General features: G+C 46.1%; 12 protein-coding genes. 5 read left to right on the forward strand and 7 right to left on the reverse strand.

The window, feature by feature from the left end:
* Positions 1 to 52 precede the first annotated feature (52 nt).
* From AABK39_RS02660 to AABK39_RS02675, 4 genes are all read right to left on the reverse strand, one after another.
* Positions 53 to 526, reverse strand: a complete 474-nt coding sequence (locus AABK39_RS02660; protein ID WP_338393371.1) for a hypothetical protein — start codon at positions 524 to 526, stop codon at positions 53 to 55.
* 346 nt (positions 527 to 872) lie between these two features.
* Entirely contained in the window at positions 873 to 1,367 is a 495-nt protein-coding gene (locus tag AABK39_RS02665; RefSeq protein WP_338393372.1) for a hypothetical protein, read from the reverse strand.
* A gap of 387 nt (positions 1,368 to 1,754) precedes the next feature.
* Positions 1,755 to 2,357: a helix-turn-helix domain-containing protein gene (locus AABK39_RS27675; RefSeq protein ID WP_421825151.1), complete on the reverse strand. Its 603-nt coding sequence runs from the start codon at positions 2,355 to 2,357 to the stop codon at positions 1,755 to 1,757.
* A gap of 152 nt (positions 2,358 to 2,509) precedes the next feature.
* Positions 2,510 to 3,034, reverse strand: a complete 525-nt coding sequence (locus AABK39_RS02675; protein WP_338393373.1) for a hypothetical protein — start codon at positions 3,032 to 3,034, stop codon at positions 2,510 to 2,512.
* A 153-nt stretch (positions 3,035 to 3,187) separates the two neighbouring features.
* Here AABK39_RS02675 and AABK39_RS02680 point away from each other — a divergent pair, with 153 nt between their 5' ends.
* On the forward strand, positions 3,188 to 3,493 hold the full coding sequence (locus tag AABK39_RS02680) for a transposase (protein WP_338392371.1): 306 nt from the start codon (positions 3,188 to 3,190) through the stop codon (positions 3,491 to 3,493).
* 2 nt (positions 3,494 to 3,495) lie between these two features.
* Positions 3,496 to 4,422: an IS3 family transposase gene (locus tag AABK39_RS02685; protein ID WP_338392370.1), complete on the forward strand. Its 927-nt coding sequence runs from the start codon at positions 3,496 to 3,498 to the stop codon at positions 4,420 to 4,422.
* A gap of 7 nt (positions 4,423 to 4,429) precedes the next feature.
* Here AABK39_RS02685 and AABK39_RS02690 read toward each other — a convergent pair whose 3' ends face one another.
* The 3 genes from AABK39_RS02690 to AABK39_RS02700 all read right to left on the reverse strand — a co-directional run bounded on the left by AABK39_RS02690 (position 4,430) and on the right by AABK39_RS02700 (position 9,332).
* Positions 4,430 to 6,436, reverse strand: a complete 2,007-nt coding sequence (locus AABK39_RS02690; protein WP_338393374.1) for a leucine-rich repeat domain-containing protein — start codon at positions 6,434 to 6,436, stop codon at positions 4,430 to 4,432.
* A 389-nt stretch (positions 6,437 to 6,825) separates the two neighbouring features.
* On the reverse strand, positions 6,826 to 7,428 hold the full coding sequence (locus tag AABK39_RS02695; RefSeq protein WP_338393375.1) for a helix-turn-helix domain-containing protein: 603 nt from the start codon (positions 7,426 to 7,428) through the stop codon (positions 6,826 to 6,828).
* Between the two features lie 272 nt (positions 7,429 to 7,700).
* On the reverse strand, positions 7,701 to 9,332 hold the full coding sequence (locus AABK39_RS02700) for an alpha-L-fucosidase (protein ID WP_338393376.1): 1,632 nt from the start codon (positions 9,330 to 9,332) through the stop codon (positions 7,701 to 7,703).
* A gap of 555 nt (positions 9,333 to 9,887) precedes the next feature.
* Here AABK39_RS02700 and AABK39_RS02705 point away from each other — a divergent pair.
* From AABK39_RS02705 to iolE, 3 genes are all read left to right on the forward strand, one after another.
* On the forward strand, positions 9,888 to 10,835 hold the full coding sequence (locus tag AABK39_RS02705) for a class II fructose-bisphosphate aldolase (RefSeq protein ID WP_338393377.1): 948 nt from the start codon (positions 9,888 to 9,890) through the stop codon (positions 10,833 to 10,835).
* Between the two features lie 272 nt (positions 10,836 to 11,107).
* Positions 11,108 to 12,970 (forward strand): 3D-(3,5/4)-trihydroxycyclohexane-1,2-dione acylhydrolase (decyclizing), encoded by a 1,863-nt coding sequence (gene iolD, locus AABK39_RS02710; RefSeq protein WP_338393378.1) that lies wholly within the window; start codon positions 11,108 to 11,110, stop codon positions 12,968 to 12,970.
* A gap of 199 nt (positions 12,971 to 13,169) precedes the next feature.
* A complete protein-coding gene (iolE, locus tag AABK39_RS02715; protein ID WP_338393379.1) occupies positions 13,170 to 14,087 on the forward strand; it encodes a myo-inosose-2 dehydratase in 918 nt (305 codons plus the stop codon).
* The last annotated feature ends 244 nt before the right edge of the window (positions 14,088 to 14,331 follow it).

Consider the following 14,331-nt stretch of genomic DNA (forward strand, 5'->3'; position numbering starts at 1 on the left):
AAGTGAACAAGCGTAGCGAGTTATGCATTTTTAGCGCATGTTGTGACGAGTTCTATTCTTCTTCTTTAATCTCTGTAGGCTTAAATTCCCATTTATCCCAAGGTTCAAAGACTTCAAGAATGTTGTCAAAATTTCTGTTACCCCACATACTAACAATAAAAGAACTTAGATCTGCAGAGATTTCTTTCCACGTTACACCTTGAAACACTCCAATTTGGTAGTGGCCTCCATCCCAAGTCCCGACCATTTTCAAATCAGGCAAATACATTAATACGCCCAACGGGTCATAATATTCTGAATTTTTCATAAGGTTTATGGCTTTTCCAGTATAAATACCATGCTCCTTTTTTGGGTCTTTCCCTTTGGGAGTAAAATATTCTCTTTCATCATCTAAGCCATAACTGTATATTTTAGGGTAGAATTCTTGAATTTCATCTGCTTTGCATAATATGAATTTGCCTTGGCTGGTTTCAATTTCAATATTCTCATCCCCTAAGAATAATTTTATTTCGTCTAATGATATCATATTTTAGTGATTAGTTATCCTAATTTTGGTAATTCCCCGGCCGTCGTAAGCTTCCGAGCTTGTGACTAAACATACTGCAAGCTTCCAAGCTTGCCTCACCTAGACTGGAAAAACTGAACGGGAAAGCTTGGAAGCTTGCAGTAAGAAAAATCACAAGCATGGATGCTTGCGATAGCGGGGGAATATGATAATTAAAGCTATTTTCATTCTTTATAGCTAAGTACAACGGTGAGTGTGAATTTCATGCAACTTCCTTGTCGAATTATACAGAATGTGGGACAGGCACAAACCTTGAATTTACTACTATCTCGGCTATGAAATTTATACAGTGTTAGCATTAGTAATTTTAGGATTTTATTCTTTTTGCATAAATTTTTCCTGTTAGGATTTTTTCTTGTTTAGATGAGAAACCAACATATTTGCCTTTAAATACATCACCCACAGGATTGATCTCTATAACTTCGGTGCCGAAGTTTACTTGATTATTATCTGTCATATAATAATCAAGCATAATAAATTTATCGTGTGTAATTCTTCCATGTAATAAATATTTTTTCTGGTGTATTTCCTCTCTCTTATTTTCCCTATATTCTAAAACCGAATCACAAATAATTTTTCGTCTTTTAATTACAAAATGCCAAGAAACATCATATTTTTTAGTCTTGCCGTTTACTGGTATGTCTTCAATTACTAAACCTTTCCATTCTCCATTGATAACGCTTGCCAAATTCCGAGTCCCTTTGTTTTTTTTAGTCCAAAACCAAGTTGTAGCCCCTCCCAATAATGTTGCAACTATGGTCGATATACCTGTAATAACAGCTGCAGTAATTCTTGATTCCATTTAAATTTTAATTTATAGCTGGTTTATTAATGCTAATAACCGATCAACGTAATGCCTTTCATTTTTACTGAATATTCAACACAAAGTTCTGGATAGCCATAAGGTCTCTGAAAAACAAATACACTATAATTTAATAATATAACTTCTTTTATTTGAATAAAAGTCTAGAGTTTAACTAAAAGACAGGAGTCAAATTACGTGAGCTAACGCAACACCAAAATCAACTTGAAAAAATTATTAAAAAATTAAAAGCTATCCCCTCAGCCCTCCTAAAACAATCTTAAAATCCACCGTCTACCGAGAAAGCCTCCGTCCCGAAAACGAAAAAAGCCCGCCCTTCTCCACAATGTGGAAAAAAGCGGGCTTTTCGCCGGTTTTTGGACAGGCTTATCCGGCCCGTCGGTGTGTGTCGGGTTGTATTTTCGGTGTGGCTTCGGTTTTGGAGCTTTTGCTGTAGCTTAGGCTTGGCCTTCGTTTTTGTGGGGGTGGCTTTACTTTTTCACCGTTTTGGATGGCTTTCAGGTCGGCGCGGAACTCTCGCCAGCGCCACCAACGCCGGAGCAGGCGGTGGTGCTCGAACAGATCGAAGTAATGGAAGGGCTTGTCGTCGGTTTTGAAGAGGGACCTGAGCCGGTACATTTGGCTACCGATAAATCCGGTGAGGCCCCGGCGGTAGAATTTGTCGTCGGAATGCCACGCTATAAACACCCTGGGCAGCTTCAACCGGAAATCCCGAACGCCTACCAAGCGTTTGTAATCCGGGCGCCGGCGGTTATGGCCTACGCAAATGCGTTGGCGGGCTTCGGCCAGTCTGTGGGCCAAGTCCGGGCAGTATCCGGAAAACTGGATGGTGTTTCGCTGTAGCTCCCGGCTGATGGTGGATGGCGAACGCCTCAAAAATTTGGCGATGGAACGCCGGGATTCGCCCCAAGCCCGGAGGCGAAGGATCATTTCCCGTTCATGCAAATCAAGGCGTCTATATTCTTTCATTCCTCTGGAAGATCTTATAAAAACAACTACCAGTCTCAGCACTAAACCCAAACAGCCATAGTACTCTATACGCTTTACTCTGGACTCTTTACTATAAAAAAAGCCCCCGAATAGGGAGCTCTAGGCAAACCGGCCAGCCTTTTTACCGACGTTTAGCCGGTCACCGCTTCGGCGACGTATTCTACGCCCTGGAAAGTGACGGTTCCTTCACCAATATTCCCCGGAACTACAAAATCGTTGAGGTAATCGATCATCGCCTCTTCCAAAAGCTCCGAGTAAACGCTACCCTGCGACTGCTTGATGTTCTCTTCAAGCAAAGGAGCGAAGAAACTTTTCTTGGCGACTTCGGCCTCGACAGTCTTGAGCGTAAGCTGTCCTTGGTAGTTGTTCAGCTTGGCTTCCAAAACTTTCTTGCGGTCGGGGTTGAGTTCCTGTTCCACAAGCACCGTGTACGTGGCTACCGCTCCCTGAAGATCCTTGATCCTGTTGAGTTTGTTGAGGGCGGTTTCCTCTTTCCGTTGTTCGTCCACCTCCGACTCTATCTCGCTAAACTTCAGTTTACCGACTAGTCGTGAGACTCCGTCCGAAAAGATTTGGCATCCAGCGATATCTGTCGCGATGACCGGGTATTTTTCCTCCGGAATAAGATCCGTTGAGGACACTTCGATTTTTTTCATGGGCCTTTTGTTTGTCTTTTTTAGCCTGAGAAAATTAAACTCTTGACGGTCGCCGGTTTTTTAGGACCGTCGTTTAGGAGAGTTGCAAAGCCTATATAATACCCCTGAATTTTCGGACCAGTGTCTTAGTTTAAAAATCACTAAATTATGGGCATGAAAACGAGAACGACACGCAGAAAATTCAGCGCCAAATTCAAGGCGGAAGTAGCGATCGAAGCACTGAAGGAAAGAGAAACCACCCAAGAACTCTGCAGACGGTACGATCTTCACGCCACCCAGATTTCACAATGGAAAAATGAGTTTCTGCAGCGCTCGTCCAGCGTTTTTGAGGGTGGCAAAGATAGAAAAGAACACGAGAAAACGGAGAAGGCGACAGACCAACTGTACAGTAAAATAGGAAAGCTTGAGATGGAAAACGACTTCCTAAAAAAAAGCTTAAAGAAGTTGGGGCGTCTATAGATTTGCGTCTCCTTGTCGACCCCGGGGATAAGCTGAGCATTCGCCGTCAGTGCGACTGTCTGGAGCTTTACCGTTCGTCATACTACTACAGCCCAAAGGGGGAAAACGCGGAAAACTTGGAGTTGATGCGCCTTATGGACCGGCACATGATCGACGAACCCACGGCGGGAGTTTTGCGCATGAGATCAGCCTTGCGTGACCAAGGATTCAACCCTTCCTATGAAAGGGTTAGGCGCTTGATGCGCAAAGCGAATCTCTACCCTATTTACCCGAAAAAGAATCTGAGCAAGCCCGGAGAGGCAAAATACGTTTACCCGTATCTGCTTAAGGAAAAGAAAGTTGTCAGGAAAAACCAGGTCTGGTCGATAGACATCACTTATATAGCCATGGCTAGCGGTTTCATGTATATGACGGCGATTATCGACGTCTACAGCAGGTACATAGTGGGTTGGGGTTTGAGCAATACGCTTGAGGCCGCGGCGTCTTTAAAAGTGGTGCGTGAGGCCGTTGAGATTCACGGTAAACCGGAAATACTCAACAGTGACCAAGGTTCCCAGTTCACTTGCGGGGAATACGTGAACTATCTCAAGAAAGAGGGAATAAACATCAGTATGGACGCCAAAGGCCGAGCCTTGGACAACATTTACATCGAACGCTTTTGGAGAACGCTAAAAAGGGACCATATTTACCTGAATCCGGCCGACAACGGTTTAAAGTTGTATTTGGGGATAGAGAAATGGTTGCGACGCTACCACAACAGGGATCACCAAGGAATCGAGAACCTGAAGCCGGAAAATGTTTTTAGCGGAGCGTCAAAAGCGAAAGCCACCGCGTATGCCCATGCAAATATTGATAAGTCCAAGAAAAAACAGAATGTGAAAGGACTTATCAACATTCACACGGGCTCGACGATAGCGACAACCGTTTAAAATTTACTTAAAAATCGACTTTACTGGTCCTAAGAATCGAGGGTACTATAGATGGAACTTTATTGAAGTCACTGAAGTCACTGAAGTCACAAGAATAGAGTTTAATTTGTTTTAATGCCTTCAGTTCAATAACTGGTAATAAATCGTGATTTTTGACATATTCTAATTCCAAAGAAGTAACTTGTTTTAATGATTTTAGGACCTCTTCAAGATTGTTTCCTGTAAAATTAGAAATTTTTATACTTGATAACTTGGGTAATTGTAGAGGTTCTATGTGTTTAATAGGGTGATTTAAACCTCCAGAGACACAAGTTGAATTAAGTCCGCATAATTCTAATGATTCTAACTGTTTTAATGAATTTAAGCAACTATTGATTTTATTTACTTTTCCATAGAAACTAAACTCTTCCAAATTTTTCATTTTAGATATAGAGTTTGGTAGCGTTTCAATTTTTAGATTTCCATCTATCGTATGTATGTCACTAAAATTAAGGTTTAACTTTTTTGTATCCAGTACTTCTCCAATGGCTTCAAAGTTCTTGATATGAGTATTTCGTAAGGTGACGCTATCATTTAAAGTAGTTGCATTCCCAAACTTAAATGTATTTGCACCAGAAATCTCTAGTAGATTAATTTCTTTAGGAAGAAGATCAGAGTTTAGATTTAATTGAGTGCAATGATGAACTTTGAAATGATGTAGCTTTTTTAAAGATTTTATATCAGGAAAAGAGCTTAATTGGGAATTATTTAAGATTACTATCCTTAGGTTTAAACAGGTTGTGACAGTACTAAACAGTTCTGGAATATCAGATAATCGCCATACCGATATTTTTTTTAGATTGGTTAAATTATTTAATCCTTTTGAATTGTTAAACTCATTTACTTCATTAATGTTTAGAGTTTCTAAACCAGGAAATAATTCTGGATTGTCAATAAGGTAATTTAAGTAAGATAGATTATTTATGGTTAATTCTTTGATGTGATTGACCTTTCTATTCGGCTCGGTGATTTCAAGACCCTTTATAAGTTTAATTTTTTTAATCTTTGGAGAAAAGATTAAATTACCGTCTATAGATTTCAATTTAGGTAGACTGCCAATTTTAAATGTTTCTAAATTCTTTAATCTATACATGCCTTTTGGTAAAGAGGTAATTTGGTCACACACATATAGGGAGAAGTTTTTTAATGAATTCAGTGTTGAAATACTTTCTGGTAACTTTGTGATTTCATGCATTCTGTATACCCTGAGGGATTCTAAACTAGGAGCAAAGATATCATCAGGGATTTCATTAATTTTTAGATATCCTATTTCAAATGTTTTCAGGTTCTCAAGATTCGCAATCCATTGGGGAAGTTTTAGTTGAGCATTAAACTCTCTGCCATAAGATCCTTCTCCAGCTATTTCAAGTTCTTCTAGCTGTTTTAGGTTTTTAAATGATTCAGGAAGTTGTGTTAAATTGCTTAATCTCAACGTTAGTTTTTTTAATCTATTAAGCGTAGCTATTGTATAGGGGAGGGTTGTGAAACTACCTTGTATTTCAAGTTCTTCAAGAGCTTTAAGATCACCTATTTCTTCGGGTATGCCAGATGGAAATGTTTCATTCCAAATCATGAATTCCTTTACATAGTCAAGCCGACTAAAAAGCCAGAGGTTTTCGTTAACCTTTTTAATTAGAGAGGCTTTTGTTATTGACAATCGATCATATTCTAACAAAGAGAATATTTTCCCTAAATCTAAATTTTGTGATTTTTTCCCAAAAGATATTAAAGCTTCTAGTGTTTTGACGTAATCTGCGGGGGTATCCGATTGAGGGATTTTAGTTCTGCTATTAAAGGCTTTAACAATATCCTTACTGGCAGATTCTGTTAGTATAGAAGCAATTTCAATTTTTAATTCATTATCCTTAGTAAGTTTTCCAATCAGGAACAACTCAGTTATGTATTCACTTGGAAAGGTTATTTGGTGTTTTATGTGAAGATAATACTGCTCAACTTGCTGTTTGTTAAAATTCATCAGTGCTATAAATTGGTTTTTATAATAATGCTTAATAATAAATAACAGTAATACCGTTTATAATCACTGATTATTTAACGCATCGTTTTATATAGGTGTTAAGTCCCAAAGACTCTACTGAATCATAATCTAACAACAGAGCTACTTATATTTAAATTATAATCAAAAAATATGACTAAAATATAGTCCACAAACTCACGTGAGTCAACGCAACACCAAAATCAACTTGAAAAAATTATTAAAAAATCAAAAGTCTTCCCTTCAGCTCACCTAAAACAAACTTAAAAACCACCGCCTCCCGAGAAAACCGCTATCCCGAAAACGAAAAAAAGCCCGCCCTTCTCCACAATGTGGAAAAAAGCGGGCTTTTCGCTGATTTTTGGGCAGGTTTATCCGGCCCGGCGGTGTGTGTCGGGTTGTATTTTCGGGGTGGCTTTGGTTTGGGGCCTTTTGCTGTAGCTTAGGCTTGGCCTTCGTTTTTTCGGGGATGGCTTTACTTTTTCGCCGTTTTGGATGGCTTTTAGCTCGGCGCGGAATTCCCGCCAGCGCCACCAGCGCCGGAGCAGGCGGTGGTGCTCGAACAGGTCGAAATAATGGAAGGGTTTGTCGTCGGTTTTGAAAAGGGACCTGAGCCGGTACATTTGGCTACCTATAAATCCGGTGAGGCCCCGGCGGTAAAATTTGTCGTCGGAATGCCACGCTATAAACACTCTGGGCAGTTTTAGCCGGAAATCCCGCACGCCCACCAAGCGTTTGTATTCCGGGCGCCGGCGGTTATGTCCTACGCAAATGCGCTGGCGGGCTTCGGCCAGTCTGTGCGCCAAGTCCGGGCAGTATCCGGAAAACTGGATGGTGTTTCGCTGTAGCTCCCGGCTAATGGTGGATGGCGAACGCCTCAAAAATTTGGCGATCGAACGCCGAGACTCGCCCCAAGCCCGGAGGCGCAGGATCATCTCCCGTTCATGCAAATCAAGGCGTCTGTATTCTTTCATTTCGTGGCCGGTTTCTTTATCCAGTAAATCGCAAACCGCGGGCCGTCGTGTTTTTCCGTGCCGGCGGGTGCCGGCCGTTTATGTGTCAATTTGGGGCGTTTTCAAAAAAATAGCCTTACAAAACGCTGTATTCCTGGTTGGGGTGTGGAATTGGTAACAAAACTGTGGTTGGCGGAAGAGTCCTTGTTTTATGACAGCAAACCGCAAGTAAAGATGCTTACGGTAGTTTTGTTGGACAGGATCCTCTTCCGCCAGAAAAGAAGCATCGCGTATCACACGGCCCCCTCCAATTCGAAAACGGCGGTATATTCATTCGGCCTTTCGGCGGGGACGGATAGCTGTAGGTAGTCGTCGGTCTGTTCGAAGTTTACCGCAGTACCGCCCAACATCCTGACCGAGCTTACCTTTCCGGGCTTGAAGCGGGAGTCCAGTCCCAGTTTCGGGAGGCGGATGGTGCCCGTTTCCGGATTTAGTACAAAGACGTAGAGCTTATTGTCCCGTACCGTGAATCTCACCTCGTCTTTGCCGTAGGGCGGACTGTTCAGGTCTCGCTCGTTGAAGTTATGCGCTTTCTTGTTGGCCTGTTCCAAGTCGGTCTCGTCGGCGGCGAAGAGTCCGGCTTTGTCAGAGTCCAAGTTGTCGCCCAAGACTTTCCACGCCTTGGATTTGTAGATGGCCGGGGCGTTCAGGTTTACCCAAGCGCCGAAGTCGTCGAACTCTTTGCGGTGCTCTTCCGGAAAACTACCGTCGCCCAACAGCTCTACGTTGAGCAACAGTACGCCGTTTTTGCTGAGAATATCCGAGAAGTTTTCTATCAATACCCGGGCGTTTAGCCGGTCGGCGCGCTCGTTTTTATGGAACCACCCGTTCAGTGTGGTGATCGACTGCCATGGCCGGCGGAGGATTTCGCTGGTATAGCCCCGCTCAAAATCCAAGACGAAAGCCTTTTGGTCTTCCTTGGAGATGCCTCCGAACTTGCCGGCTATCAGTCCGTCTATTTTTCCGTTTTCGCGCAGGCTTTTATTGTAAAACTCTTCGCAGACTTTCCGGCCGTATTCGCCGTACGGATACAGGTAGCCGTCAAACCACAGCATGTCCAAATCATATTTCCGGACAAGTTCCAAGTGACGTTGCATCCAGTTCTCGCTGTTTTTCTTTATCCATTCGGGCGTACGTTTTTCCGGTGGCAGGCCGTACAGGTCGGCGGGGTCCAGCCCTTCCCACCATTTGCCCTTGCCGTCTTCCTTGGTCATATGGCCGTCATAAGGAATGCCCTTTTTCGGGCCGTGCTTGTCGGCGCCGAAAGCCGTTTTCCACCAGCTCAGGTGGCGGTCGTCATGCGAACTGACACCGAAGGGCAAACCGTATTTCTTGGCCGATTTCGCAAACTCCCCGACGATATCCCTTTTCGGGCCCACGTTTACGGAGTTCCACGGCTGATGGCTGGAATCGAAGTTGTCGAAATGATCGTGATGGTTGGCCATGCCCACAAAAAATTTGGCGCCGAGGCTCTTGAAGTATTTCATCAACGCGTCCGTATCCAGCTTGTCGGCCTTCCATTCGTTCAGCACGTCTTTGTAGCCGATCTCCGACGGATGCCCGTAGGTCTCCACATGGTAGGTGTACGCGTTCTTGCCCCAGGTCTCCCGCCCTATGTCCTGCATATACATATGGCGGGCGTACCAGCCGCCTCCTTTTTCCGGTTGGGATTGCGGACCCCAGTGTGTCCAGATGCCCAATTTCCCTTCGGTATACCAGGCGGGGCATTCAAACTTGGCTCTCAATTCTTCCCAAGGAAGGTCCTGATGGACGGAGGCCTCTTTCTTTTCCGTCTTTTTTGGTGTGCAAGAAAAAATGGAGCACACCGCCACGGCCATTAAAAAACTTTTTTGTAGTTGGTTCATAAGCGTAGGGATGAAGGCGCAAAATGGTATGAATATGAGAGCGCTTTTACCGTTTAGAGACTTGTGGTTATTCTTCGAATCAGTTTGTTGTTTCTTCTGATCTCTTTAAATAATGACGCATTCGATGTAATTTTCCCTCTGTCCGTATTGGTAGTTTCTTGACCTTTTGAAGAAAAGCTATAAGGTTTTATTGCTATTAAGGCATAGCAAAACGAAGGTAATCAGGAAAGGGAAGTCCCCGGTTTTCAAAATCATTTCCCCCAGACCCAATAAGGTACAACACAAACAAAACACCCGGTACCTAATACCAAATACCTCATACCGAATACCACCACCTCATTTACGCAAACCTTTGCGTAAACAGCGATTTTTTTATTCCGATATACTCCGGCTTCTTCTTTCCTTTAGGATATCAAATTTAAATAATCGCAAAAAGAGCGATAAAATCTACGCTGTTATTTCATTTCGTTTAAATGATGGCGCCAAAACCCGTTCCGTTTCCATGGAATGGGGCGGGATCCTTTTTTCGTTTGTTTTTGCGAAACACGTTACGCTATGTTAGTCACCACGCGAGAGATATTTGAGAAATGTTATGGACGCTACGCCGTGGCGGCCGTCAACGTGGAGTTTATGGAACAGGTGCACGCCGTTTTCGCCGCCGCGCAACGGGCGCAGGCGCCGGTAATAGTGCAAACCACGCCGGTAGCCCGCGATTACGCCCACGCCAAGATGCTGGCCTCGATGGTCCGGACGGCTTCCGAGATTTACCCCGGCGTAGTCTACGCTTTTCACGTCGATCACGGCTACGAATCGCATATCGACGACGCGTTGGAGTCCGGCGCCTATACGTCGGTGATGATCGACGCCTCGCACGACGAGTTTGAGAAGAACGCATCCCGCACCCGGGCCGTGGTGGAAAAAGCCCACGCCAAGGGCGTATCGGTGGAGGCCGAGCTGGGCACGCTGGGCGGGGTGGAAGACGATATTACCGTAGACGAGAAAAAAGCGCTGTACACCGACCCCGAACAGGTGGAGGAATTCGTAAAGCTTACCGCCTGCGACAGCCTGGCGGTGGCGGTGGGCACCAGTCACGGCGCTTACAAGTTTTCCGGAGGGCAGGGCCTGCAGTTCGATATTCTGGAAGGTATCCAGAAGCGTTTGCCCGGTTTTCCTTTGGTCCTCCACGGAGGCTCGGCGGTAAACACCACCGAGATAGAGCGCATCAACGAAGCGGGCGGAAAGCTGTCGGCCTCGGCCAAAGGCGTTGATGCGGAGGAGATTAAGCGCTCTATAAAATACGGAGTCTGCAAAGTGAATATCGCCACGGACGCCCGCCTGATGTGGACCCGGGTAACAAGGGAGTTTTTCGCCTCCACGCCGGAAGACTTCACGCCCATCAAGCCCGGCAAGACATATATGGAAGAATACGCCAGCTTCCTGACCGAGAAATTCGAGATGCTGGGCTCGGCGGGAAAAGCAGGGGAGTTTTTAAGTAAAGGGTAAAGAGTACAGAGTAAAGAGTACTTTGTGCTGTGTTTATTGGTTTGTTTTAAAGTAAAGGGTGCGGGGTAAAAGCCTTGTGCTTGGTTTTTTAAAAATATAAAGGAGAAAGGGCAAGTAAAACATAAGGGTTATAAAGCGTAAGATTTAAGCCCCCTGTCACCGTACAGACTATTTACTATTTACTCTTTACGCTTTACTCTGTACTAATAAAGCGGACTATTTACTCTTTACGCTTTACTCTGTACTCTTTCCTCCAATACTTATATATCGTTATGGCAACAATTCGATTAACTGTCGCGCAGGCGCTGATTCGTTTTCTGAAGAACCAATACGTTCGGTTTGACGGGGAGGAGACGCGGTTTTTTAAGGGATGCTTCGGGATCTTCGGTCATGGGAACGTGGCGGGAATCGGGCAGGCATTGCAGGAATATCCCGATTTTACTTATTACCAGAGCCGCAACGAGCAGGCTATGGTCCATACGGCTATCGCTTATGCCAAGACGGCCAACCGCCGTCAGGCTTTCGCCTGCACCACGTCCATCGGTCCGGGAGCCATGAATATGGTTACCGCCGCACAGACGGCCACGATCAACCGTATACCGGTGTTGTTGCTTCCCGGCGATATTTTCGCCCGTCGCGAGCCGGATCCGGTGCTGCAGCAGGTGGAATACGAAAACACGCAGGATATGTCGGCCAACGACTGTTTCCGTCCTGTTTCCAAGTTTTGGGATAGGATAAACCGTGCGGAGCAACTTATGCCGTCTTTGTTGGCCGCTATGCGCGTGCTTACCTCGCCGGCGGACACGGGAGCGGTTACTTTGGCCATGCCGCAAGACGTGCAGGCCGAGGCTTACGACTATCCGGAAGAGTTCTTCGACAAGCGGGTTTGGGATATCCCCCGCAACCGTCCCGACAGCGCATTGGTGGAGAAAGCCGCTTCTTGGATCAAGTCGGCCAAGCGTCCTGTAATCGTAGCCGGCGGTGGCGTAAAGTATAGCGAGGCCGAGAGCGTATTGGAGGCTTTCGCCGAAAAGACCGGAATACCGATAGGCGAAACCTTCGCCGGAAAAGGAAGCGTGCCTTACGACAAGCCTTATTGCTTGGGCGGGCTGGGGGCCACCGGCACCAAAGGCGCCATAGAAATGGCCGGCGAGGCAGACTTGATTATCGGAGTCGGTACGCGCTACAGCGATTTTACCAGCGCATCGAACAGTCTTTTCCAAAATCCGGACGTACGTTTCCTGAATATCAACGTCAAGGAACTCGACTCATATAAGCGTGGCGCTTTGCCACTTACCGGCGACGCCAAAATTACGCTGGAAGAATTGGCCGGACACCTGAAAGACTACCAGGTGGAGGAAGCTTACCGCGAGGAAGCCGCCCGCAAGAGCAAGGAGTGGGACGATGAGGTGTCCAGAATTTACGACACGGCCAACGGCGCGGAAGAGCCTATCGACCAAGCTTCCGTTATCGGTACGCTCAACGCGTTTATGGATAAGAAAGACATTATGGTTTGCGCCGCGGGCAGTCTTCCCGGCGACCTCCACAAACTCTGGCGCTCTTCGGACCCGAAGAATTTCCACCTCGAATACGGCAACTCGTGCATGGGTTACGAAATAGCCGGCGGCGTAGGCGTAAAGATGGCCGAACCCGACCGGGAGGTGTACGTGATGGTGGGCGACGGCAGTTACTGGATGCTCAACCACGAGATAATTTCCTCTATACAGGAAGGCAACAAGGTGAATATCCTGGTGCTGGACAACAGCGGTTACGCTAGTATCGGCGCGTTGTCGGAGTCGGTGGGAAGCGCGCGCTTCGGAACCAAATACCGCTACCGTGAAGACGGCGAGCTCAAGGGTGAGTGCCTGCCGGTGGATATCGCCAAAAACGCCGAGAGTTTGGGCGCCCGCGTTATCCGCGCCAATAGCGCCGATGATTTGAAAAAGGCTTTGGCGGAAGCCAAATCATCGGACCGGACTACGGTAATCTATATCAAAACCAACCTGTTGCGCACCGTCAAGGGCTACCACGCTTGGTGGGAAGTCCCGGTTGCGGAAGTATCGACGATGGAAGACGTACAGCAGGCTCGCGAAACATACGTGGAGAATAAGAAAAGACAAAAATATCACTTCTGATTGTGCTTGTTATATGTGACTGAAGTTTAGGAGCCCGGGTTTTGTTTCATCGCTTTTCCCGGCTCCGTTCTTCCATTGAGTAAAGAGTCCAAAGTAAAGCGTAAAGAGTACTTTGGTCTCCTTTATGGCTCGGCCTTTCTGTTTTCCGGTCCAGTACTCTTTACTCTGTACTCTTTACTTAGTACTAAACAAAAACATTATGGCTCTAAATATACAACTGGGCATTGCGCCCATCGGCTGGACTAACGACGACGTGCCTTCGTTGGGTGGCGAGATTCCTTTTGAGCAATGCGTTAGCGAGATGGCTTTGGCAGGGTTTACCGGTTGCGAGGTGGGTAACAAGTATCCCAAAGATCCGGCGGTTTTGAAAAAGGCCCTTGATCTGCGCGGATTGCGCGTGGCCAACCAGTGGTTTTCCTATACGCTTTCTACCGATCCGTTTGAGCGGGTTCGCGAAGAATTCGAAAAGCAACTCGATTTCCTGACCGCTATGGGCACCAAAGTAGTGGGCGGAGGCGAGTGCGGCAACGGCGTGCAGTGTCTTGAGGTGCCGGTGCTGGACCGGAAAGTGGTTTTTACCGAAGACCAGTGGAAAAAGGTCACTTACGGGTTGAATGAGCTGGGCAAAATCGCCCGTGACCGCGGGATCAAGCTCGCTTTCCATCACCATATGGGCACCGGCATCCAAAGCATGGAAGAGGTGGACCGTATGCTCGATTCCACCGATCCGGAAAACGTGTTCCTGAACTATGACTGCGGGCACTTCACCTTCGCCGGCGAAGATCCGGTGATGGCGCTTAAGAAATATATCGGACGTACCGCGCACGTTCACCTCAAGGACGTTCGCCCAGCCGTATTGGAATCGGTGAAAGCCGACAAGAAAAGCTTCCTCGACGCCGTAGTGGCGGGCGTTTTCACCGTCCCCGGCGATCCTGACGGATGCATCGACTTTCCCGCTCTGTTCGATATCCTCGACCAAAACGACTACTCGGGCTGGATATTGGTGGAAGCCGAACAAGACCCGGCCATCGCCAATCCGTTGGAATACGCCATCATAGCCCGCAAATACATCCAGCAACGTCTGGACGCACTCAGTTTAGTAAAGAGTCCAGAGTAAAGCGTATGCACCCTGACTTATATTATCAGCATTAAAAATACGGTATCCCGAAACCACTGACATTTTGCACTTAACAAGCTCCGGTGTCACTTTTTGAGAGATCAAAAAGTAACCAAAAAATCTCTTAAATACGGCTACAAATTTTTCTTCCATCCAAAAGCATTGCGGTTATGGAAGAAAAATAAAGGCCTGAGATTAGTTTTTTGGAACGCATTGGGGTCAATGGTTGATCGGAGATCTAAGG

Origin of the sequence: Fulvitalea axinellae (assembly GCF_036492835.1) — a bacterium.
GTDB lineage: Bacteria > Bacteroidota > Bacteroidia > Cytophagales > Cyclobacteriaceae > Fulvitalea > Fulvitalea axinellae.

Excerpts from the sequence above, each read along its gene's own strand:
- AABK39_RS02690 (WP_338393374.1), bottom strand. The coding sequence starts at position 6,436 with ATGAATTTTAACAAACAGCAAGTTGAGCAGTATTATCTTCACATAAAA.
- AABK39_RS02665 (WP_338393372.1), bottom strand. The coding sequence starts at position 1,367 with ATGGAATCAAGAATTACTGCAGCTGTTATTACAGGTATATCGACCATA.
- iolE (WP_338393379.1), top strand. The coding sequence starts at position 13,170 with ATGGCTCTAAATATACAACTGGGCATTGCGCCCATCGGCTGGACTAAC.
- AABK39_RS02700 (WP_338393376.1), bottom strand. The coding sequence starts at position 9,332 with ATGAACCAACTACAAAAAAGTTTTTTAATGGCCGTGGCGGTGTGCTCC.
- AABK39_RS02660 (WP_338393371.1), bottom strand. The coding sequence starts at position 526 with ATGATATCATTAGACGAAATAAAATTATTCTTAGGGGATGAGAATATT.
- iolD (WP_338393378.1), top strand. The coding sequence starts at position 11,108 with ATGGCAACAATTCGATTAACTGTCGCGCAGGCGCTGATTCGTTTTCTG.
- AABK39_RS02675 (WP_338393373.1), bottom strand. The coding sequence starts at position 3,034 with ATGAAAAAAATCGAAGTGTCCTCAACGGATCTTATTCCGGAGGAAAAA.
- AABK39_RS02705 (WP_338393377.1), top strand. The coding sequence starts at position 9,888 with ATGTTAGTCACCACGCGAGAGATATTTGAGAAATGTTATGGACGCTAC.
- AABK39_RS02695 (WP_338393375.1), bottom strand. The coding sequence starts at position 7,428 with ATGAAAGAATACAGACGCCTTGATTTGCATGAACGGGAGATGATCCTG.
- AABK39_RS27675 (WP_421825151.1), bottom strand. The coding sequence starts at position 2,357 with ATGAAAGAATATAGACGCCTTGATTTGCATGAACGGGAAATGATCCTT.
- AABK39_RS02680 (WP_338392371.1), top strand. The coding sequence starts at position 3,188 with ATGAAAACGAGAACGACACGCAGAAAATTCAGCGCCAAATTCAAGGCG.